Below are 21519 nucleotides of genomic sequence, written 5' to 3' on the forward strand. Positions count from 1 at the left end.
CCGGACCGCCGCCGTCCCGCCTCATCGGCTGTAACGGTCTGAAACGAACCGTTCCCGGCGGGCGTCAGCGGGCGAGGTCCGCCACTTCGGCGGCAGCCCGGGCGACGTCGTCGTTCACGACGCGGTAGTCGAACTCGCCTTGGGAAGCCAGCTCGACGCGCGCCGTCTTGAGGCGCCGTGCGCGCTCCTCCTCGCCCTCGGTGCCCCGCCCCACGAGGCGGTTCACGAGCTCGTCCCAGCTCGGCGGCAGGAGGAAGACGAGCGTCGCGTCCGGCGCCGCGGCGCGCACCTGACGCGCGCCCTGCAGGTCGATCTCGAGGAGGACCGTACGGCCCTCCGCGAGGGCGGCGTCGATGGGACGGCGCGGCGTGCCGTACCGGTAGGCGTTGTGGACCGTCGCGTGCTCGAGGAGCTCGCCGTCGCGCACCATCCGGTCGAACTCGGCATCGTCGACGAAGAAGTAGTGCTCCCCCTCGACCTCGCCCGGTCGGGGCGGCCGCGTCGTGGCCGAGACCGACAGCAGGATCTCGGGGTGGTGCTCCTTGATGTGCGCGGCGACGGTGCCCTTGCCGACCGCGGTCGGGCCGGCCAGGACGATCAGCCGGCTGCGCTCGGCGCGCGCCCGCGGCTCGGGCAGGCGGCGGTCGAGGTACTCCTGCAGCACCTGGCGCTGACGGATGCCGAGACCGCCGATCTTCTTCACCGGTGCGATCTGGAGGTCGGCGAGGATGCGGTCGCGCTTGCCTTCGCCGATGGCGGGGATCGCGGTCAGGAATTCGGTGACGCGCATGGCGGCCGCCGCGGACTGGGGCTCGGCCCACGCGCGTCGCAGGAGGTCCTGCGGGCTGATGACGCGCGTCGAGACGTCGCGCTTGAGCGCGGCACGCTCGCGGCGTGCCGCGACTGCGCGTCGCGATGCGGCGGCGCGGTCGACCTCGGGAGGGGTGCGGGAGTCAGGCATGTCGTGGGTCCTGGAGTTCGGAGTTGTGGGTGTCGATGGCCGCGCCGATCCCGTTGGGACCCGCACCGAGGATGCTGCGGCTCGCGCTGGCGAGCACCTGCGGTGCGAGCGGACCGAACCGCTCGGTGAGGTCGCGCAGGCGGGCACCCTGCGCGCCGAACCCCGGGGCGAGGATCGATGCGCGGTGCAACGAAGCATCCGACAGTCCGAGGTCGGCGCGTTCCACTGTAGCCCCGACGACGAACCCCACCGGCCCGAACCTGTCGTCTCCGACGACCACAGAGGCATTCGCGGCTCCGGCACGCTGGGCGACCCAGTCGGCCACCGTCTGGCCGCGCTCCGCATCGACCGCCGTGACCTCGGCGGACTGGAGGCCGGCCGCCTCGGGGTTGCTCGTGGCGGCGAGGACGTAGACGCCCTTGCCCGCACGCACGGCGGTCGCGATCGTGCCGCGCAGGGAGTCCGGGCCGAGGTACGGGCTGACCGTCACGGCATCCGATTCCAACGGGGATCCGGCTGCGAGCCACGCCTCGGCGTAGCCGTCCATCGTCGTGCCGATGTCGCCGCGCTTGGCGTCGGCGATCACCACGAGGCCCGCGGCGCGCGCCGTGCCGATGACCTCCTCGAGGGCGGCGTAGCCCGCGGAGCCGTAGCGCTCGAAGAACGCCACCTGCGGCTTCACGACGCCGACGCGGGTGCGGGCGGCATCCACCACGCGCAGGCCGAACTCGCGGACGCCTGCAGCGGATGCCGGGAGCCCCCACGCGTCCAGGAGGGACGCGTGGGGGTCGATCCCGACGCACAGCGGGCCGCGGGCGTCGACCGCCGCGGCCAGCCGTGAACCGAATGAGGTCACACCGTCGCCTTCCGGTCGGCGGCGTACTCCTGGAGGCTCCGGACCGCGAAGCCCTCGCGGAGGACCGGCATCGCGGACACCGCGGCGCCGAGGACGGCCATCGTCGTGAACAGCGCCTTGTCGGCGGCCACGGCGGCGGCGCGGATCTCGTACCCGTCGGCGCGGGCGATGCCGCCCGAGGGCGTGTTCACGACGATGTCGATCTCGCCCGCGTTGATGAGGTCGACGACGTTCGACTCACCGGAGTCCTGCGTCTCGGAGTACTTCGAGACGACCTCCACCCGGATGCCGTTGCGGGCGAGGATCTCGGCCGTGCCCTCGGTGGCGATGAGCGTGTAGCCGAGCTCCTGCAACCGGTGGGCGGGCAGGATGACGGCGCGCTTGTCGTCGTCGGCGACCGACAGGAACACGGTGCCCGAGGTCGGCATCCCGCCGTACGCCGCGGCCTGGCTCTTCGCGAACGCCGTCGGGAAGTCCCGGTCGATGCCCATGACCTCGCCGGTCGAGCGCATCTCGGGGCCGAGGACGGAGTCGACCGTGCGGCCGTCGGCGGTGCGGAACCGCTTGAACGGCAGCACGGCCTCCTTCACGGCGACGGGGGCGTCGAGCGGGACGCGCGAGCCGTCCTGCTCGGGCAGGAGGCCTTCGGCGATGAGCTCGGCGATCGACGCGCCCGCCATGATGCGGCTGGCGGCCTTGGCCATCGGGATGCCGAGGGCCTTGGACACGAACGGCACGGTGCGCGACGCGCGCGGGTTGGCCTCGATGACGTACAGGACGCCGGCCGAGACCGCGAACTGCACGTTCAGCAGGCCCCGCACCCCGACGCCCTCGGCGATCGCGTGGGTCGCGGTGCGCACGCGGTCGATCTCGCCGCGTCCGAGCGACATCGGCGGCAGGGTGCACGACGAGTCGCCGGAATGGATGCCGGCCTCCTCGAGGTGCTCCATGACGCCGCCGATGTAGAGCTGCTCGCCGTCGAAGAGCGCGTCGACGTCGATCTCCACGGCGTCGTCGAGGAAGCGGTCCACGAGCAGCGGCGCGTCCTCGCGGATGATCGCCTGGTCGGCGATGCGGACGAAGTAGTCGCGCAGGCTCTCGGTGTCGTAGACGATCTCCATGCCGCGCCCGCCGAGCACGAAGCTCGGGCGCACCAGGACGGGGTACCCGATCTCCTCGGCGATCGCGATGGCGCCCGCCTCGTCGGTGGCCGTGCCGTGGCGCGGCGCCATGAGTCCCGCCCGGTCGAGCAGCTGCGAGAACTGCTCGCGCTCCTCGGCGATGTCGATCGCGGCGGGCTTCGTGCCGAGGATCGTGTAGCCGGCGGCCTCGATCCCCTTCGCGAGTCCGAGCGGGGTCTGACCGCCGAGCTGGCAGACGACGCCGACGATCTCGCCCGACTGCGCCTCGGCGTGCAGGACCTCGAGGACGTCCTCGAGCGTGAGCGGCTCGAAGTAGAGCCGGTCGCTCGTGTCGTAGTCGGTCGAGACCGTCTCGGGGTTGCAGTTGACCATGATGGTCTCGAATCCGGCATCCGACAGCGCGAAGGACGCGTGGACGCACGAGTAGTCGAACTCGACGCCCTGGCCGATGCGGTTCGGGCCCGAGCCGATGATGACGACCTTGCAGCCCTCGCTCGGCGTGACCTCGGTCTCGCGGTCGTACGAGGAGTAGTGGTACGGCGTGAGGGCCGGGAACTCCCCCGCGCACGTGTCGACGGTCTTGTAGACCGGGCGCAGTCCGACGCCGTGACGGATGCCGCGCACCTCCGCTTCGCTGAGGCCGCGGATCTCCGCGATCTGGGCGTCGCTGAAGCCGTGGTCCTTCGCGAGGCGCAGGACGTCCTCGACCAGCTCGTCGGCCTCGCGGATGTACTCGGCCACCTCGTTGATGAGGATCATCTGGTCGAGGAACCACGGGTCGATCGCCGTCGCCTCGAACGCCTGCTCGAGCGTCGCGCCCTTGCGCAGCGCCTGCTGCAGCACGACGATCCGGCCGTCGGTCGGGGTCTTCGCGATCTCGAGGAGCTCCTCCACTGAGCGCTCCTCGGCACCCCAGTGGAAGCTCGAGCCGCGCTTCTCGAGCGAGCGCAGCGCCTTCTGCAGGGCGGTCGTGTAGTTGCGGCCGATCGCCATCGCCTCACCCACCGACTTCATGGTGGTCGTCAGCGTCGTGTCGGCGGCGGGGAACTTCTCGAAGTTGAACCGGGGCACCTTGACGACGACGTAGTCGAGCGTCGGCTCGAAGCTCGCCGGCGTCGCCTTCGTGATGTCGTTGGGCACCTCGTCGAGGCGGTAGCCGATCGCGAGCTTCGCGGCGAGCTTGGCGATCGGGAAGCCGGTCGCCTTCGAGGCGAGGGCCGACGAGCGCGAGACACGCGGGTTCATCTCGATGACGATGATGCGGCCGGTCTGCGGGTCGACGGCGAACTGGATGTTGCAGCCACCGGTGTCGACGCCGACGGCGCGGATGATGTCGATGCCGATGTCGCGGAGCTTCTGGTACTCGCGGTCGGTCAGCGTCAGCGCCGGCGCCACGGTGATCGAGTCGCCCGTGTGCACGCCGACCGGGTCGACGTTCTCGATCGAGCACACGACGACCGTGTTGTCGGCGGTGTCGCGCATGAGCTCGAGCTCGTACTCCTTCCAGCCGAGGATCGATTCCTCGAGGAGCACCTCGGTCGTGGGAGAGTCGCGCAGGCCCGCGCCGCCGATGCGACGGAGGTCCTCCTCGTCGTACGCGAACCCGGAGCCCAGGCCGCCCATCGTGAAGGACGGGCGCACGACGAGCGGGTAGCCGAGCTCGGCGGCGCCGGCCAGCAGGTCGTCCATCGTGTGCGCGATGACGCTGCGGGCGACATCCGCCCCCGACTCGAGGACGAGCTCCTTGAAGACCTGGCGGTCCTCGCCCTTGCGGATGGCGTCGACCTTCGCGCCGATGAGCTCGACGCCGTACTTCTCGAGGATGCCGCGGTCGTGCAGCGCCATCGCGGCGTTGAGCGCCGTCTGGCCGCCGAGGGTCGGCAGGATCGCGTCGGGCTTCTCCTTGGCGATGATCGTCTCGATGACCTCGGGGGTGATCGGCTCGACGTAGGTGGCGTCGGCGAAGTCGGGGTCGGTCATGATGGTCGCGGGGTTGGAGTTCACGAGGATGACGCGCACGCCCTCCTCGCGCAGGACCCGGCACGCCTGGGTGCCGGAGTAGTCGAACTCGCAGGCCTGACCGATGACGATCGGGCCCGATCCGATGACGAGGACGCTGTTGATGTCGTCGCGCTTAGGCATTCTGGGTCGTCTCCTGAGTGGCGATCACGAGGTCGCGGAAGCGGTCGAAGAGGTAGTTGGCGTCGTGCGGGCCGGCGGCGGCCTCGGGGTGGTACTGCACGCTGAACGCCGGGAGGTCGAGGGCGCGCAGGCCCTCCACCACGTTGTCGTTGAGACCGACGTGGCTCACCTCGACGCGGCCGTAGCCGTTCGGGCTGTCGACGACGCCCTCGATGGGCGCGTCGACGGCGAACCCGTGGTTGTGCGCCGTGATCTCGACGCGACCGGTCGTCTTGTCGAGGACGGGCTGGTTGATGCCGCGGTGCCCAAAGGGCAGCTTGTACGTACCGAAGCCGAGAGCGCGGCCGAACAGCTGGTTGCCGAAGCAGATGCCGAAGAAGGGCAGACGCGCATCCAGCACCTCGCGCAGCAACGCGACGTGACGGTCGGATGCCGCGGGGTCGCCGGGGCCGTTCGAGTAGAAGACCGCCACCGGGTCGATCGCCTGGATGTCGGCGAACGTGATCGACTGCGGCAGCACGTGCACCTCGAACCCGCGGGCGGCGAGGTTGTTCACGGTGGCCTGCTTGACGCCGAGGTCGAGGATCGCGAGGTTGCCGATCTTCTCCCCCACCGCCGGGGTCACCTCGGCGGCGGCGACCGAAACGTCGGCGGACAGGTTCTGCCCACTCATCTCGGGCGCCTCGCGCACGATGCGCAGCTGCTCGTCGTCGGTGAGGGATGCGGCATCCCCCGAGAAGACGCCGCCACGCATGGAGCCGGCCGAACGGAGCACACGCGTCACCGCGCGGGTGTCGACGCCGCTGATCCCGACGATGCCGTCGCGGACGAGGGCGTCTTCCAGCGAGTGGTCGGCGCGCCAGTTCGAGACGATGCGCGACGGGTCGCGGAGGACGTAGCCCGACACCCAGATGCGGCGCGACTCGTGATCCTCGCCGTTCATGCCGGTGTTGCCGATGTGGGGCGCGGTCTGCAGGACGATCTGACCCGCGTAGGACGGGTCGGTGATCGTCTCCTGGTAACCGGTCATCGCGGTGGCGAAGACGACCTCGCCGAGGGTGGTGCCGCGCGCGCCATAGGCGTGACCGGGGTGGCGGGAACCGTCTTCGAGGACGAGGACGGCGGGTTCGGGAGCCTGGAATCTCTGAATGCTCATGCGTCGCTTCCGGGAGTCTGCTGGGGGGAGGTGGGAGTGGGGGTGGCGGGGAGGATCCCGGCGATCGCGTCGGCGAGCGAGCGGGCCGAGGTGTCCTGCGGGCGGAGGTAGCTGTCGACGAGGGTGCCCTCGGGCGTGGTCCACGCGACGCGGACGAGCCCGTCGCGCTCGACCACTCGGTCGATCGCGACGGTGGCCTGCCCTGCGGCGACCAGGCGGTCCGCCGCGAGGAAGACCCGCGGCTGGCCGGTGAGGTCGAGCGCGACTCCGCGGTCGGTGACGGTGACGTCGACGCGCGATCGGAAGGCCAGCCCGCGGATGGCGAGCCGCTCGAGCGGCTCGTCGTGACGCGTCGTCGCCACGTACAGTCCCTCGGACTGCAGTCGTGTCGTCGCGCCGGCGGGTGCCTCGCCGACGGGGGCGGTCAGGCCCGCATCCCGCCGCGATCGTCGTCGCCATGCGATGAGACCTGCGAGGATCAGGAGCGCCGCGACCGCCGCCATGATGAGGCCGGCGGCCTCGCGGCTCACGGGGCGACCTCGTCGAGGACCGCGCCGTCCGCCACGGTCTGACGGCCGCGGAAGAACGTCGCGCGCACCTCGCCCGGCAGTTCCCTGCCGACGTAGGGCGAGTTGACGCTGCGGCCGCGCAGGTCATCCGTGCCGAAGACGCGGACCGGGGCGGCGTCGTACAGGGTGAGGGATGCCGGGGCTCCGACGGCGAGCGGGGTTCCGGCGTCGGCGAGCCGGCCGATGCGGGCCGGCGCGGTGGACATGACCCGGGCGACGTCCGCCCACTCGAGCAGGCCGGTCTCGATCATGGCGGCGTGAACGACGCGGAGCGCCGATTCGAGTCCGACCATGCCGTTGGCGGCGGCCTGCCACTCGCACGTCTTGGCCTCGGCCGGGTGCGGCGCGTGGTCGGTCGCGACGATGTCGATCGTGCCGTCGGCGAGGCCCTCGCGGACGGCCAGGACGTCCTCGTCGCGCCGCAGCGGCGGGTTCACCTTGAAGCGCGGGTCGTACCCGCGGACGAGGTCCTCGGTGAGCAGCAGGTGGTGCGGGGTGACCTCGGCGGTCACCTGGATGCCGCGCTTCTTCGCCCACCGGATGAGGTCGACCGATCCCGCGGTGGAGAGGTGGCAGACGTGCAGGCGGGACCCGACGTGCTCGGCGAGCAGGACGTCGCGAGCGATGATCGACTCCTCGGCGACGGCCGGCCACCCGGTGAGTCCGAGCTCGGCCGACACGGTGCCCTCGTTCATCTGCGCTCCCTCGGTGAGCCGGGGGTCCTGCGCGTGCTGGGCGACGACGCCGTCGAAGGACTTCACGTACTCGAGTGCGCGCCGCATGATAAGCGGGTCGAACACGCAGAAGCCGTCGTCGCTGAAGACGCGGACACGCGCACGCGAGGACGCCATGGCGCCGAGTTCGGCGAGGCGCTCGCCCTTCTGGCCGACGGTGACCGCACCGATCGGCTGCACGTGGACGTAGCCCGCCGCTTCGCCGAGGGCGAGCTCCTGTTCAACGACCCCGGCGGTGTCGGCGACCGGCGAGGTGTTCGGCATGGCGAACACCGTCGTGTACCCGCCCGCGGCCGCCGCGCGCGATCCCGTGAGGATCGTCTCGGACGCCTCGTAGCCGGGTTCGCGGAGGTGGGTGTGCAGGTCGACGAGTCCTGGCAGCGCGATCAGACCGTCGGCATCCACCGAGCGCGCCCCGGCGTCGCTGAGTCCGGACCCCAGCTCGGCGATGACGCCGTCCCGGATCAGGATGTCGGCGGCGATGCCGCCGTCGATCCGCGCTCCGCGGACGAGGATGGTCTCGCTCATCGGGCCTCCTCCTGTGCGTGGTTCGTGGACCGCTCCCCCGCCAGGAGCAGGTAGAGCGCCGCCATGCGCACCGACACCCCGTTCGCGACCTGTTCGAGAACGGTCGATCGTGGCGAATCGGCGGCGTCGGCGGAGATCTCCAGACCCCGGTTCATCGGTCCGGGATGCAGGACAATGCTATCGGTCGGCAGGGCGGCCATCCGCGCGGCATCCAATCCCCAGCGCCGCGAATACTCCCGCTCAGTCGGGAAATAGGCGGCGTTCATCCGCTCGAGCTGGATGCGGAGCATCATGACCGCGTCGGGGGCGTCGGCGATGGCCTGATCGAGGTCGTAGAGGACGGTGACCGGCCACGCCGTCACATCCTGCGGGACGAGGGTCGGCGGCGCGACGAGGGTGACGCGCGCCCCGAGGGTCGTGAGCAGCCAGACGTTCGACCGGGCGACGCGTGAGTGCAGGATGTCGCCGACGATCGCGACGTGCAGGCCCGACAGGTCGCGACCCCGACTGTCGTCGCCGAAGAAGCGCTTGCGGATCGTGAAGGCGTCGAGAAGCGCCTGCGTCGGGTGCTCGTGCGTCCCGTCGCCGGCGTTCAGGACACCGGCGGAGATCCATCCGCTCGTCGCGAGCGTGTGGGGGGCACCGGACGCGCCGTGGCGGATGACGACGGCGTCGGCCCCCATCGCCTGCAGGGTCTGCGCGGTGTCCTGGAGCGATTCGCCCTTGGAGACCGACGAGCCCTTCGCCGAGAAGTTGATGACGTCGGCGGAGAGCCGCTTGGCCGCCGCCTCGAAGGAGATGCGAGTGCGGGTCGAGTCCTCGAAGAAGAGGTTCACGACCGTCTTGCCGCGGAGCGTCGGGAGCTTCTTGATCTCGCGCGACTGCGTGTCGCGCATGTCCTCGGCGACGTCCAGGATGCGGAGGGCGTCGGCGCGGCCGAGCGTGCGGGTGTCGAGCAGGTGCCTCATGACGCGATCGTCACCTCCTCGGCCCCGTCGACGTCGGCGAGGCGGACGTTGACGCGCTCGTCGCGCGAGCTCGGCAGGTTCTTGCCCACGAAGTCGGGCCGGATCGGCAGTTCGCGGTGACCGCGGTCGACGAGGATCGCGAGCCGCACGGCGGCGGGACGGCCGATGTCCTGCAGCGCGTCGAGCGCCGCGCGGATGGACCGTCCCGAGAAGAGCACGTCGTCGACGAGGACGACGGTCTTGGCGTCGATCCCGCCGGCGGGGATCTCCGTGGGGCGCGGGGTGCGCGTCGGATTCCGGTGCAGATCGTCGCGGTACATGGTCACGTCGAGCGCGCCGACCGGGACGGTGGCCCCGGTGAACGAGGCGATGAGTGCCGCGATCCGCTCGGCGAGGGTGACGCCGCGGGTGGGGATCCCGAGGAGCACGAGCCCGTCGGGGCCCTTGTTCGACTCGAGGATCTCGTGAGAGATGCGCGTGAGTGCGCGGGCGATGTCGCTGTCGTGCAAGACGATGCGCGAAGTCATCCGCCGCTCCCTTCTCCGCCTCACAGGACGGTGTTAAAGGTTGCTTGTGTGCGACCAGTCTAGCGGGGTGCGCCCGCTCGGCATGCCAGGATGACTCCGGGGGAAGACATGACACCTGTACGCACGACCATCGTGGTGAGCGGGACGGTCCTCGTCGTCCTGTACGCGCAGCTGATGTACGTCGTCACCCAGATCCTCACACCGCTGTCGACCGTGCCGGGGCGGACGCTCGGCCAGATCGCCGTCGCCGCCGAGGCAGTCGGTGAGCCCGTCTTCACGCCCCACGCCGTCGCCCTCCCGCTCATCGGGGTCGCGCTGGCGGCGGCCGTCCTCGTCGCCGCGATCATGTTCCCCGTGTTCCGGACGGAGTGGGTCGCGCTCGCGTACCTCGCGCTGCTCGTCTGCGGTCTGCCCGCCTACCTCGGCGTGGCCTTCGGAGTCGGGATGTCCCTCGGCGACCTCGGTGACGTGCTGCCCATCGACGGCTCGGACTCCGAGGTCGGGCTCGTCCTCATGAGCACGAGCTTCGTCGCCTGCTTCCTCGCCATCGGCGTCGGGGCGGGGATCCTCGTGCACCGCGCCGGGCGCGGCGTCGGGAAGCTCGCCGCCTTCCGCCCCGCGCGCTGAGATCTGCGTTCGCGCGGAGCGATGGCGGCCCGGTCGTCCGCTGGAGGGCCGATCTCCGCTCGGAGGACGGTCCCCGGGTCCCTCCACACCCGCGACGGACGGATCACTCGCCCACAACGACGCCCGTGGGCGTGATCGCATGCGGCGATAGGGGCACGCTCGACGGATGGATATCCGCGAATGGGTGCGGCACCGCGGCGGCGTGGTGCGGACCTCGGATCTTCGGGGTGCCGGGTTCTCCCGACATCGGATCGGCACGGCGGGCCTGGAACGACCGCGCCGCGGCTGGGTCGCCGAGCAGGGAGCCGATCCGCTTCTATACAGCGCGGCACGCGCGGGCCTGGTCCTGACCTGCGTCACGCAGGCGCGGCGGCTCGGTCTCTGGACACTGGACGACTCACTACGGCCGCACGTGGGCGCGCCACCGGCATCCGGTGCCGTCTCGGCTCGCGGCGCGCGCGTCCACTGGAGCGCGCCGCTGATCGCACGCGTGCCGGGCGCGCTCGAGGACCCCATCGAGAACGTCCTCGCGATCGTCGCGGAGTGCCGGCCGTTCGAACAGGCGCTCGCCGTCTGGGACTCCGCGCTGCGGCATGGCCTGGTGTCCGCGGCGGTCATGCGACGCTACGCCCTCCGTCCGGCCGCGCGGCGCGTGCTCGAGGATGCCTGTGCTCACCTCGATTCCGGCCTCGAGGCCTTCGTCTCGGTCCGGCTCCGCTGGATTCCGGCCACCGTCCACCCCCAGGTGTACCTGCACGGTCACCGGGTCGACTTCCTCATCGGAGCCAGGCTCGTGCTGCAGATCGACGGAGGCCATCACGTCGGAGCACAGCGCGACGCCGACAACGCGCACGACACCCTCCTCGCCCTGCACGGCTACACCGTGATCCGTGTCGGGTACGCCGACGTCGTGGACGGGTGGCCCGACGTCCAGGATCGGATCCTCCGCGCGCTGGCGCAGGGGTTGCACCTCGCATGACCGAGCTTCCGTCCGGTGGAGATCTGCGTTCCCGCGGACGGATGCCGCCGCAAACGTCCTCGCGAAGGCGGATCTCCGCTCGAGCGCAGCGACGCCGCCCGCCGGATGCCGCGTGTCAGCTCCGCGCGATGCGGGCGAGCACGCCGTGCACGAACGAGCCGGAGTCGTCGGTCGAGAACTCCTTCGCGAGCTCGACGGCCTCGTCGATCGCGACGGCCGTGGGCACGTCGTCGTTGTGGAGGATCTCCCACACGCCGATGCGGAGGATCGCGCGGTCGACCGCCGGCATCCGCTCGAGCTTCCAGTCACGGGCGTGCGTGACGATCTGCTCGTCGATCTCGCTCTGCGTGTCGATGACACCGTCCACGATCTCGCGGGCGTACAGCCACGACGCCTCACGCGCAGGCTCGCTGGCCGCGCGCTTCGCTTCGGCGGCGAGGGTGACGGCGAGGTCGTCGCCGCGGATGTCCGACTGGTACAGGATGTCGAGGGCGCGCTTGCGCGCCTTGCTCCGTGCGCTCATCGGTCGGTCAGTTCACGCGGCCGAGGTAGTCCCCGGTGCGCGTGTCGACCTTGACCTTGGTGCCCTGCTCGACGAAGAGCGGGACCTGGATCTCGTAGCCGGTCTCGAGGGTGGCGGGCTTCGTGCCGGCCGACGAACGGTCGCCCTGCAGGCCCGGCTCGGTGTAGGTGATCTCGAGGACGACCGACGCGGGCATCTCGACGTACAGCGGGTTGCCGTTGTTCAGCGCGATCTGGACCTGCTGGTTCTCGAGCAGGTAGTTCGCGGCGTCACCGACGACCGTCGAGGACACGCTCAGCTGGTCGTAGTCCGACACGTCCATGAAGACGTAGCTGTCACCGTCGTTGTAGAGGTAGGTGAAGTCGCGGCGGTCGACGTTCTCGATCTCGATCTTCGCGCCCGCGTTGTAGGTGCGGTCGACGACCTTGCCCGAGACGACGTTCTTGAGCTTGGTGCGGACGAAGGCACCGCCCTTGCCGGGCTTCACGTGCTGGAACTCGACGACGCTCCAGAGCTGTCCGTCGATGGACAGGACGACGCCGTTCTTGATGTCTGCAGTGGATGCCATGAGAGTGCGGTTTTCCGTTCGATGAGTTCAGGGGCCAGAGCGGCCGACGATCGATTCTACGGGATGCCGCGGCATTCGCCCCGGGAAGCGGTCAGTCCCCGAGCCGCGCGACGAGCGCGCGCGTGGCCTCCGCGTACCCCGCGACGCCACGCCCGACGACATGGACCACCGCGACGTCGGCGATGTACGAGTGATGGCGGAACGTCTCCCGCGCCATCACGTCGGAGATGTGGACCTCGGCGACGGGCAGCGCGACGCCCGCGAGCGCGTCACGGAGCACGACCGAGGTGTGCGTCAGTCCCCCCGGGTTGATGACGATGCCGGCGCAGTCGGTGCGCGCCGCGTGGATGACGTCGATCAGCACACCCTCGTGGTTGCTCTGGACGGCGCGCACCTCGTAGCCGGACTCCGCGGCGGTCCGGGCGACCAGAGCCTCGACGTCGGCGAGCGTCTCGGTGCCGTAGACCTCGGGTTCCCGGATGCCGAGCAGGTTCAGGTTCGGTCCGTTGACGAGCAGGAGGCGGCGGGTCGACACGTCAGCACCCTATCGGGCGGCCCGGTGCATCTGGATCTCGTGCCCCGCCGCGGTGTCGACGCGGAGCCCCGTCGGCGTGAACCCGAGCCGGCGGTAGGCCGCCTGCGCCCGCGCGTTGTCGGTGTGGACGTCGAGCGTCAGTCCGCTGGCGCCCGCTTCCTCCGCCCACGCCGCGGCCGCCTCCACGAGTGCGTCGAGGATGCCGCGGCCGCGGTGATCGGCGTCGACGAAGACCCCGACGAGGTCGGCCTGAGGCGCGTCGACGGTCCGCCCGAGGGTGTCGGTCGAGCCCGCCGCGCGCAGCAGCACGGTCACCGAGCCCACCCACCGCTCCCCCGCGACGGCGACGAACTGCGCGGCGTCTTCGCCCATCGCGGCATCCGCGGTGCGCTGCTGCCAGAAGTCGTCGGCCTGGGCGAGCGCCTCCTCGGCGGTGGAGAGGAAGGCGATCGGGGCGGCCGGGTCGCGCAGCGCCCTCAGGCGGAGATCGCGGACCTGCCGCCACTCCTGCAGGCGCACCCGCCGGACGACGGCATCCGTCACCCGGCGACCTCCTGGTACGCCGCGAACAGGATCGACTCGTCGGGCGCCTGCATGACGGTCGGCTTGCCGATCGCGTCGAGGACGATGAAGCGCAGCATCCCGCCGCGGGCCTTCTTGTCCCGCTGCATGACGCCGAGCAGGTGCTGCCACCCGTCCATGCGGTAGCTCACGGGGAGCCCGAGCAGGTCGAAGATGCGGCGGTGCCGGGCGACGTCCTCGTCGGAGAGGCGGCCGGCGAGACGTGAGAGCTCCGCGGCGTACATCATGCCGATCGAGATGGCCGCGCCGTGGCGCCAGCGGTAGCGCTCGGCGTGCTCGATGGCGTGTCCGAGCGTGTGGCCGTAGTTGAGGATCTCGCGCAGGCCCGCCTCGCGGAAGTCCTCGCTCACGACGCGCGCCTTCATCTCGATGGCGAGCTCGATGCAGCGGCGGAACTCCGCCGTCGTCGGGTCGACGGCGGCCTCGGGGTCGCGCTCGACGATGTCGAGGATCTCGGGGAACCAGATGAAGCCCGCCTTGACCACCTCCGCGAAGCCAGCCACGGTCTCGTTGCGGGGCAGGGTGTCGAGCACGTCGAGGTCGCAGATCACCGACCTCGGCGCCCAGAAAGCGCCGACGAGGTTCTTCCCCTCGGCCGTGTTGACCCCGGTCTTGCCGCCGACGGCGGCGTCCACCATGCCGAGGACGGTGGTCGGGATCTGCACGATCTGCACGCCGCGCAGCCAGGATGCCGCGACGAACCCGGCGAGATCGGTGACCGCGCCACCGCCGAAGCCGATGACCGCGTCCGAGCGGGTGAAGTCGGCCTGGCCCATGACCTGCCAGCAGAAGGCGGCCACCTCGATGCGCTTGCCGTCCTCGGCGTCGGGCACCTCGGCCGTGAGGACCTCGAGGGTGCCGTCGGCGAGGAGCGTCTCGCGCAGGTCGGCGGCCTTCGCGCCGAGCCGCGGCGTGTGCACGACGAGCACTTTCTTCACCGTGGGCGCGAGGTGCTCGCGGACACCGGCGAGGAGCCCGCGTCCGACGTGGATGTCGTACGGCGTCGCTCCCGTGACGCTGATGGTGGTGTGGCTCATTCGTGTGCTCCGGAGGGGTCGGCGGAGGGGGCTGCCCACTCCGCGATGGCGGTCACGATGTTCTCGAGCGGGCCCGACGAGGTGTCGAAGGTCGCATCGGCGACCGCCTCGTAGACGGGACGCCGCTCGGCGTAGATGCGCTCCCAGCGGGCGATCGGGGTCTCGTCGCCCGCGGTGAGCAAGGGCCGGGTCGCCGCCTCGCCGAGCCGACGCGCGACGACGCGCGGGGCGACCGTCAGGAGGGCGACCCGGTGCGCCTGCAGCCGCTGCCGGGTGGTCTCGTCGAGCACCGCGCCCCCGCCGAGCGACACGACGCCCCCGGTCTCGAGCGCCGCCGCGACGGCGTCGCGCTCGAGCACGCGGAAGTGACCCTCGCCGTGCGTCGCGAAGATGTCGGCGATCGGGCCGTGCTGACGGACGATCGCGGCATCGGTGTCGGTGAAGCCGCGGCCCAGTCGCTTCGCCACACGCTTGCCGACACTCGTCTTACCGGCCCCCATGGGGCCGATGAGGACGATCGCCTGGCGCTCAGGCGAGGTCATGCGCGAGCAGCGCCGCCTCTGACGCGGGGGTCGTCTTCAGCGTCTCGGGGATCGCCGCGAGGTAGGTCTCGAGGTTCCGCCGCGTCTCGCGAACGCTGTCGCCGCCGAACTTCTCGAGGACGGCGTCGGCCAGGACGATCGCGACCATGGCCTCGGCGACGACGCCGGCCGCGGGGACCGCGCAGACGTCCGAGCGCTGGTGGTGCGCGGCGGCGGTGTCGCCGGTGGCGACGTCGACGGTGCGCAGCGCGTGCGGGACCGTCGCGATCGGCTTCATGCCCGCGCGCACGCGCAGGACGGTGCCTGTCGACATGCCGCCCTCGGTGCCGCCGGCGCGGTCGGACGCGCGGGTGATGCCGTCCGCCGTTGCGAAGAGCTCGTCGTGGGCCGCGGATCCGCGGCGGCGCGTGGTCTCGAATCCGTCGCCGACCTCGACGCCCTTGATCGCCTGGATGCTCATGAGCGCCTGGGCGAGCTTGCCGTCGAGGCGGCGATCCCAGTGCACGTGGGAGCCGAGCCCCGGCGGCAGTCCGTAGGCGAGCACCTCGACGATGCCGCCGAGGGTGTCGCCGTCCTTCTTGGCGGCATCCACCTCCGCGACCATGCGCTCGGAGGTCTGCGGGTCGAAGCAGCGCAGCGGATCGGCGTCGAGCGTCGCGACGTCGTCCGGACCGGGGAGCGCGGAGCCCTCGGGCACCTGCACGGGTCCGATCGACAGGGTGTGGCTGACGAGGCGGATGCCGAGCTCCGACAGGAATCCGCGGGCGATCGCGCCGAGCGCGACGCGTGCCGCGGTCTCGCGGGCGCTGGCGCGCTCGAGGATCGGGCGGGCCTCGTCGAAGTCGTACTTCTGCATGCCGACGAGGTCGGCGTGGCCGGGACGGGGGCGGGTCAGAGCGGCGCCGCGCCCGCGCGAGCGCTCGGTCAGCTCGACCGGCTCCGGGTTCATGACCTCGACCCACTTCGGCCACTCGGTGTTGCCGATGCGCAGGGCGATCGGGCTGCCGAGCGACAGGCCGTGCCGCACGCCTCCGGAGAGGTTCAGCTCGTCCTCCTCGAACTTCATCCGCGAGCCGCGTCCGTAGCCGAGCTTGCGGCGGGCGAGGTCGGCGCGGATCGCGTCGAGCGAGACGGGCACGCCGGAGGGCAGACCCTCCATGATGGCGACGAGTTCGGGGCCGTGGGATTCGCCGGCGGTGAGCACGCGGAGCATTGCTCTAGTCTCCCACGAGCGCGCGGCGCATGACGGCCACCACCTCGTCCTCGCGCGGCAGCGGCTGATCGACGCCGCCCGAGGCGAACGCGCGGATCTGCAGCACAGCCTGGTGCAGCAGCATCCCCGCCCCGCCCTGCGCGGGCGCGCCGATGCGGTCCCACGCCCGCGACAGGTCCGTCGGCCAGTGGCCGTAGACGACGTCGAGGAGTGCGCCGCCGGCGGCGGCGAGACGATCCGCGACGGACTCGTCCACCGAGACGCCGCCGGGGAGCGTCGCGATCGTGACGTCCACGGACGCGTGAGTCGCGGAGTCGAGCGGCACCGCGTCGACGCGGAGCCGGAGCCGCTCCCCCAGGTCCTGCAGCGAGGCGGCCGCGGCGGGACGGCGTGCCGCGATCCACGCCTGCTGCACGCCGATCTCCGACAGCGCGACGAGCGCAGCGGATGCCGTCGCCCCCGCACCGACGATGCGTGCGCGGTCGGCGGCCACGACACCGGCCTCCGCCAACGCGGCGACGATGCCCCCGGCATCCGTGTTGAAGGCATGCCAGCCTGAGCCGGACCGGACGAGAGTGTTCGCCGCGCCGGTCAGCGTCGCCCGGGCGTCGTGCTGCGCCGCCGCGGCGTAGGCGACGTGCTTGAGGGGCATGGTGAGCGAGAGGCCGCGGTGCTCCGGGCCGAGCGAGGCGAGCTCATCCGCGAAGGATGCCTCGTCGACCCGCCGCCGACCGTAGGTCCAGTCCCACCCCAGCAGCGCATACGCCGCCGTGTGCATGGCCGGCGACAAACTATGCCCGATCGGATCGCCCCAGACCTCCAGGGCGGTCGTCATCAGGAGCAGCCTCCGTCGGGGTTGTCCCGGCACCACTTCTGGTACTGCGCGACCGCCTTCTCGTGCTCGGCGAAGGTCGCCGAGAACACGGTCTCACCGGTGTCGAGGTTGACGGTCACGAAGTACTGCCAGGGTCCTTCGGCCGGCTCGAGGGCGGCCTTGATCGCGAGCTCGCCGGGGTTGGCGATGGGGGTCACCGGCAGGCCCGTGTTGACGTAGGTGTTCCACGGGTTGTCGTCCTCGAGCTCCTCGGCCCGCGAGCTCGTGCCGCCCTCGCGGTCCGCGAACGGGTACTGCGCGGTCGAGTCCATCTGGAGCTTGCCGCTCGTGTCGCTGATGGCGGGGTCGAGACGGTTCTCGATGACGCGCGAGACCTTGTAGAAGTCGTCCTCCTTGCGGGCCTCCTTCTCGATGATCGACGCCACCGTCAGGATCCGCTCGCGCTGATCCACGGGGACGCCGGCATCGTCGAGGGCCTTCACCGTGCGGTCGACCATGGCCTGGATGACCTGGGTCGCCGTGACGTCCGGATCGAAGGTGTAGGTGGCGGGGAACAGCCACCCCTCGAGGCTCTGCGCCTTCACGCCGTAGGCGGCGGGGTCCTTCACGGCGGCCTCGACGTCCTCGACGGGTAGACCGATGCCCTCGGCGATACGGGGCACCGACTGGGCGACGGTGAGCCCCTCGCGCAGCTGCGCCGTGTACTCCTGCTTGTTCGCCGGGTCGAGGAGGGCCGCGAAGACCGCCTCGGAGGTCATCTTCTGCTGGAGCGAGTAGACACCCGGCTTCAGGACGTTGGGGTCCTCACCGCTGTCGATGAGGTACGAGTAGAACGCGTCGGAGGTCTTCGTGACACCCGCGTCGAACAGGGCACGCGAGATGTCGGCGCCCGTCTGACCAGAGAGGATCGTGACGCTCGCCTCGCCCTCGGCGAGACCCGCGTCGTAGTCCTTGGGCTCCTCCCATCCCATGACGGCGCGGATCTGGTCCTCGTAGGTGTTCCAGACGTAGAAGCCGCCGGCGACGAGACCGCCCAGGATCGCGAGGACGATCGCGAAGACCCCCCACGCCGCCACACGGCTCTTGCGCCGGTCGCGGTCGTGGCGGTTCGACGCGGTCGAAGGCGCACCCAGGCCCTTCTCCTCGAAGAGAGCGTCGATGGGAGCCGTCGAGGACACCGTCGCACGCGGCGGAGCCTGCGGACGCGACGGCGGTGTCGCAGCGGACGCCTGCGTCGCGGGACCGGTCCCGTCCTGCTGAACCTGACGCGCGGCGCGCCGGGACACGGGGGCGCCGGTGGTCGCGGTCTCGTCAGCGGGGGCGCCGGAATGGTCGTCGCGCGAAGGCGTCTCGGGCATCGGTGGACTCCTGCGTCTTCCTACAGCGCCGCACCGGCCGGGTTACCGGTGCTCTTCTCGACGTCGATCGCCTGCTGGAGGAGGACGACCGCGGCGATCTGGTCGACAATCCTACGAGATGACTTCTGCGAACGCCCGTTCTGCCGGAGGACGGCGTTGGCCGACACGGTGCTCAGACGCTCGTCGACGAGGCGCACGGGCACCTCCAGCGCGGCATCCAGAGCGATCGCGAACTCGCGGGCGTCGGTCGTCGAGGCGGTCTCCGCTCCCCCGAGACTGATCGGCAGACCGACCAGCACCTCCATCGCGTCGTACTCACGGGCGATCTCGACGATGCGGGTGACCGAGGTCTCCGCACGCGGCACCGTCTCGACCGGAACGGCGAGCAGACCGTCGGGGTCGCACCGCGCCACGCCGACACGGGCGCGCCCGACGTCGATCCCGAGGCGCACCCCGCGGCGGAACCCGCTCACGCGGTCGCGCTCTCCAGCGCCGACACGATGCCCTGCAACGCCGCCGGCAGTGCCGAGGCATCCGTCCCGCCGCCCTGCGCGACGTCGTCGCGTCCACCGCCGCCGCCGCCGAGCACACCCGCCGCGGAGCGTGCGAGCAGGCCCGCCTTGGCGCCCGCGGCGCGGGCCGCCTCGTTCGTGGCGACGATGACGACGGGGCGCCCGCCGACCTCGCCGCCGAGCGCGACGACGGCCGCGTCGGTTCCGAGGCGCTCGCGCACCTGCAGGGCGAGCGAGCGCAGGTCGTCGGCGGAACCGACGGTGCCGACGGACTGGGCGACGACGCTGTGCGCACCGGCGCGGACAGCGGATGCCGCCAGCGTCGGGACGCGCTCGCCGAGGGCCTTGGCCTCGAACTGGGCGATCTTCTTCTCCGCCGCCTTGAGGCTCGCCTGCAGTTCCGCGATGCGCGCGGGCAACTGGTCGCGGGGGATCTTCAGCCCCGAGGTGAGCTGCGACACGATCGCGCGCTCGGCGGCGAGCTCGCGGAAGGCGTCCTGACCCACGAGAGCCTCGACACGACGGTTCGACGCACCGACGGAGGACTCCCCCACCAGGTTGATGAGACCGATCTGCGCGCTCGAGGACACGTGCGTCCCGGCGCACAGCTCACGCGACCACGGTCCGCCGATGTCGACCATGCGCACACGGTCGCCGTACTTCTCGCCGAACAGCGCCATCGCGCCGGCCGACTTGGCCTCGTCGAGCGAGAGGACCCGCGTCGTGACCTCGAGGTCGTCGCGGACCGCGTTGTTGGCGATCTCCTCGATCTCGCTGCGGGTCTCGGGAGAGAGCGCCTGACCCCACGAGAAGTCGAAACGCAGGTAACCGGCGCGGTTGAGCGAGCCCGCCTGCGTCGCCCCCTTGCCGAGGGTGTCGCGGAGCGCGGCGTGGACGAGGTGGGTCGCCGAGTGCGCCTGCGCGGCCGCGCGGCGGTTGGCGGCATCCACCACCGTCGTCGCGGCGTGACCGACGGCGACCTCGCCCGTCGTCACCTCGACGGTGTGACTCACCAATCCCGGCACGGGCTTCTGCACGTCGAGGACCTCGAGCTCGTAGCCCGGGCCGACGATGACGCCCTTGTCGGCGACCTGGCCGCCGGACTCGGCGTAGAGCGCGGTCTCGGCGAGGATCACCTCGGCGATCTGGCCCTGGGAGGCGCGGTCGGCGGGTGCGCCGCCGACGAGGATGCCGAGCACACGGGACTCGGTCTCGAGGTCGGTGTACCCCGTGAAGACCGTCTCGCCCAGCGCACGGAAGTCGCGGTAGACGCTCGTGTCGGCCAGCTGGCCCTTGCGGGAGCGCGCATCGGCCTTCGCGCGCTCGCGCTGCTCCTTCATGAGGGCGTCGAAGCCGGAGCGGTCGACCGTGAGCCCGGCCTCCTCGGCGATCTCGAGGGTGAGGTCGATCGGGAAGCCGTAGGTGTCGTGCAGCAGGAACGCCTGCGAGCCGCTGAGCGACGTCGACTGAGACGACTTCGCGGACTCGATCGAGGTGTCGAGGATCTCAGAACCGCTCGCCAGCGTCCGGAGGAACGTCGCCTCCTCCGCGAGGGCGTACTGCGACAGCCGCGCGTAGTCGGTCTCGACGATCGGGTACGACTCCTTCATGGCGTCGCGAGAGACGGCGAACAGCTCGGCGAACGTCGGACCGTCGACGCCGAGCAGGCGCATCGAACGGATGGCGCGGCGCATCAGACGGCGCAGGATGTAGCCGCGGCCGTCGTTGGCGGGTGTCACTCCGTCCGAGAGCAGCATGAGCGAGGACCGGATGTGGTCGGCCACCACGCGGAAGCGCACGTCGTCGTCGTGGTTCTCGCCGTAGCGCTTGCCCGACAGCTCGACGGCCTTGTCCAGGACGGGACGCACCTGGTCCGTCTCGTACATGTTGTCGACGCCCTGCTTGATGAAGGCGACCCGCTCGAGGCCCATGCCGGTGTCGATGTTCTGCGCCGGGAGGTCGCCCACGATGTCGAACTCGTACTTCGAGCGGACGTTCGTGATCTCGTACTGCATGAAGACGAGGTTCCAGATCTCCACGTACCGGTCGTCGTCGGTCGCGGGACCACCGTCGACGCCGTAGGCCGGGCCGCGGTCGAAGAAGATCTCCGAGCAGGGGCCGGCCGGGCCGGGAAGACCGGTCGTCCAGTAGTTGGTGTCCTTGCCGAGTCGCTGGATGCGCTCCTCGGGCAGCGTGGAGAGCTCGAGCCAGAGCTTGATCGCCTCGTCGTCCTCCTCGTAGACGGTGACCCACAGATCCTTCGGGTCGAAGCCCAGGCCGCCGTCCTCCTCGGACGTCGTGAGCAGCTCCCAGGCGTAGCGGATCGCGCCTTCCTTGAAGTAGTCGCCGAACGACCAGTTGCCGAGCATCTGGAAGAAGGTGCCGTGGCGAGGAGTCTTGCCGACCTCTTCGATGTCGTTCGTGCGGATGCACTTCTGGTTGTCGGCGGCGCGCTTGTAGGGCGCGGGCACGTCCCCGGACAGGTACGGGATGAAGGGGACCATGCCCGCCACCGTGAACAGCAGCGCCGGGTCGTCGCTGACGAGGGATGCCGAGGGCACGATCGTGTGCCCCTTCTTCTCGAAGTAGTCCAGGTAGCGCCGGGCGATCTCAGCGGTCTTCATC

The 21519-nt window shown here is 71.1% G+C and carries 21 protein-coding genes; 2 read left to right on the forward strand and 19 right to left on the reverse strand.

Annotation, left to right across the window (positions count from 1 at the left end):
• Positions 1-64: 64 nt before the first annotated feature.
• The 8 genes from gmk to pyrR are packed head-to-tail and all read right to left on the reverse strand — an operon-like array spanning position 65 to position 9583.
• On the reverse strand, positions 65-961 hold the full coding sequence (gene gmk / locus AYL44_RS04760) for a guanylate kinase (protein ID WP_064002068.1): 897 nt from the start codon (positions 959-961) through the stop codon (positions 65-67).
• Entirely contained in the window at positions 954-1817 is an 864-nt protein-coding gene (pyrF, locus tag AYL44_RS04765; RefSeq protein WP_064002069.1) for an orotidine-5'-phosphate decarboxylase, read from the reverse strand. Before pyrF ends, gmk begins: the two co-directional genes overlap by 8 nt.
• On the reverse strand, positions 1814-5101 hold the full coding sequence (gene carB / locus AYL44_RS04770) for a carbamoyl-phosphate synthase large subunit (RefSeq protein WP_064002070.1): 3288 nt from the start codon (positions 5099-5101) through the stop codon (positions 1814-1816). The genes pyrF and carB overlap by 4 nt, the downstream gene beginning before the upstream one ends.
• The gene (gene carA / locus AYL44_RS04775) at positions 5094-6257 is read right to left on the reverse strand and encodes a glutamine-hydrolyzing carbamoyl-phosphate synthase small subunit (RefSeq protein WP_064002071.1); all 1164 of its coding nucleotides are present in this window, start codon (positions 6255-6257) and stop codon (positions 5094-5096) included. The genes carB and carA overlap by 8 nt, the downstream gene beginning before the upstream one ends.
• Complete coding sequence (locus AYL44_RS04780; protein WP_064002072.1) at positions 6254-6787, reverse strand: hypothetical protein; 534 nt, start codon at positions 6785-6787, stop codon at positions 6254-6256. Before AYL44_RS04780 ends, carA begins: the two co-directional genes overlap by 4 nt.
• Positions 6784-8088, reverse strand: coding sequence for a dihydroorotase (locus AYL44_RS04785; RefSeq protein ID WP_064002073.1), 1305 nt, complete (start codon positions 8086-8088; stop codon positions 6784-6786). Before AYL44_RS04785 ends, AYL44_RS04780 begins: the two co-directional genes overlap by 4 nt.
• The gene (locus AYL44_RS04790) at positions 8085-9056 is read right to left on the reverse strand and encodes an aspartate carbamoyltransferase catalytic subunit (protein ID WP_064002074.1); all 972 of its coding nucleotides are present in this window, start codon (positions 9054-9056) and stop codon (positions 8085-8087) included. The genes AYL44_RS04785 and AYL44_RS04790 overlap by 4 nt, the downstream gene beginning before the upstream one ends.
• Complete coding sequence (gene pyrR / locus AYL44_RS04795) at positions 9053-9583, reverse strand: bifunctional pyr operon transcriptional regulator/uracil phosphoribosyltransferase PyrR (protein WP_064002075.1); 531 nt, start codon at positions 9581-9583, stop codon at positions 9053-9055. The genes AYL44_RS04790 and pyrR overlap by 4 nt, the downstream gene beginning before the upstream one ends.
• Before the next feature lie 108 nt (positions 9584-9691).
• On the opposite strand from pyrR, the gene AYL44_RS04800 reads away from it, so the two are divergent.
• Complete coding sequence (locus tag AYL44_RS04800; RefSeq protein ID WP_064002076.1) at positions 9692-10210, forward strand: hypothetical protein; 519 nt, start codon at positions 9692-9694, stop codon at positions 10208-10210.
• A gap of 166 nt (positions 10211-10376) precedes the next feature.
• Positions 10377-11189, forward strand: coding sequence for an endonuclease domain-containing protein (locus AYL44_RS04805; RefSeq protein WP_064002077.1), 813 nt, complete (start codon positions 10377-10379; stop codon positions 11187-11189).
• Between the two features lie 115 nt (positions 11190-11304).
• Here the strand turns inward: AYL44_RS04805 and nusB are convergent, their stop codons facing one another.
• The 11 genes from nusB to alaS form a co-directional block, all read right to left on the reverse strand.
• On the reverse strand, positions 11305-11712 hold the full coding sequence (gene nusB, locus AYL44_RS04810) for a transcription antitermination factor NusB (RefSeq protein WP_064002078.1): 408 nt from the start codon (positions 11710-11712) through the stop codon (positions 11305-11307).
• A 7-nt stretch (positions 11713-11719) separates the two neighbouring features.
• The gene (gene efp, locus AYL44_RS04815) at positions 11720-12280 is read right to left on the reverse strand and encodes an elongation factor P (RefSeq protein ID WP_064002079.1); all 561 of its coding nucleotides are present in this window, start codon (positions 12278-12280) and stop codon (positions 11720-11722) included.
• A 91-nt stretch (positions 12281-12371) separates the two neighbouring features.
• Positions 12372-12815 (reverse strand): type II 3-dehydroquinate dehydratase, encoded by a 444-nt coding sequence (locus AYL44_RS04820; RefSeq protein WP_064002080.1) that lies wholly within the window; start codon positions 12813-12815, stop codon positions 12372-12374.
• Between the two features lie 9 nt (positions 12816-12824).
• Positions 12825-13358 carry a GNAT family N-acetyltransferase gene (locus AYL44_RS04825; protein WP_064002081.1) on the reverse strand — a complete coding sequence of 178 codons (534 nt, stop codon included), beginning with the start codon at positions 13356-13358 and terminating at the stop codon, positions 12825-12827.
• Entirely contained in the window at positions 13355-14434 is a 1080-nt protein-coding gene (gene aroB / locus AYL44_RS04830; RefSeq protein ID WP_064002082.1) for a 3-dehydroquinate synthase, read from the reverse strand. Before aroB ends, AYL44_RS04825 begins: the two co-directional genes overlap by 4 nt.
• Positions 14431-14976 (reverse strand): shikimate kinase, encoded by a 546-nt coding sequence (locus AYL44_RS04835; protein ID WP_064002083.1) that lies wholly within the window; start codon positions 14974-14976, stop codon positions 14431-14433. The genes aroB and AYL44_RS04835 overlap by 4 nt, the downstream gene beginning before the upstream one ends.
• Positions 14963-16189 (reverse strand): chorismate synthase, encoded by a 1227-nt coding sequence (gene aroC, locus AYL44_RS04840; RefSeq protein WP_064002084.1) that lies wholly within the window; start codon positions 16187-16189, stop codon positions 14963-14965. The genes AYL44_RS04835 and aroC overlap by 14 nt, the downstream gene beginning before the upstream one ends.
• 4 nt (positions 16190-16193) lie before the next feature.
• Entirely contained in the window at positions 16194-17024 is an 831-nt protein-coding gene (locus tag AYL44_RS04845; protein ID WP_064002085.1) for a shikimate dehydrogenase family protein, read from the reverse strand.
• Positions 17024-18382, reverse strand: a complete 1359-nt coding sequence (gene mltG, locus AYL44_RS04850) for an endolytic transglycosylase MltG (protein WP_064002086.1) — start codon at positions 18380-18382, stop codon at positions 17024-17026. Before mltG ends, AYL44_RS04845 begins: the two co-directional genes overlap by 1 nt.
• A 20-nt stretch (positions 18383-18402) precedes the next feature.
• Positions 18403-18855, reverse strand: coding sequence for a Holliday junction resolvase RuvX (ruvX, locus tag AYL44_RS04855; protein ID WP_064002087.1), 453 nt, complete (start codon positions 18853-18855; stop codon positions 18403-18405).
• Positions 18852-21518, reverse strand: coding sequence for an alanine--tRNA ligase (gene alaS, locus AYL44_RS04860; RefSeq protein ID WP_064002088.1), 2667 nt, complete (start codon positions 21516-21518; stop codon positions 18852-18854). The genes ruvX and alaS overlap by 4 nt, the downstream gene beginning before the upstream one ends.
• Between the last annotated feature and the right edge of the window lies 1 nt (position 21519).

Source organism: Microbacterium oleivorans, assembly GCF_001644225.1.
In the GTDB taxonomy this organism is placed as follows: Bacteria; Actinomycetota; Actinomycetes; order Actinomycetales; family Microbacteriaceae; genus Microbacterium; species Microbacterium gawkjiense.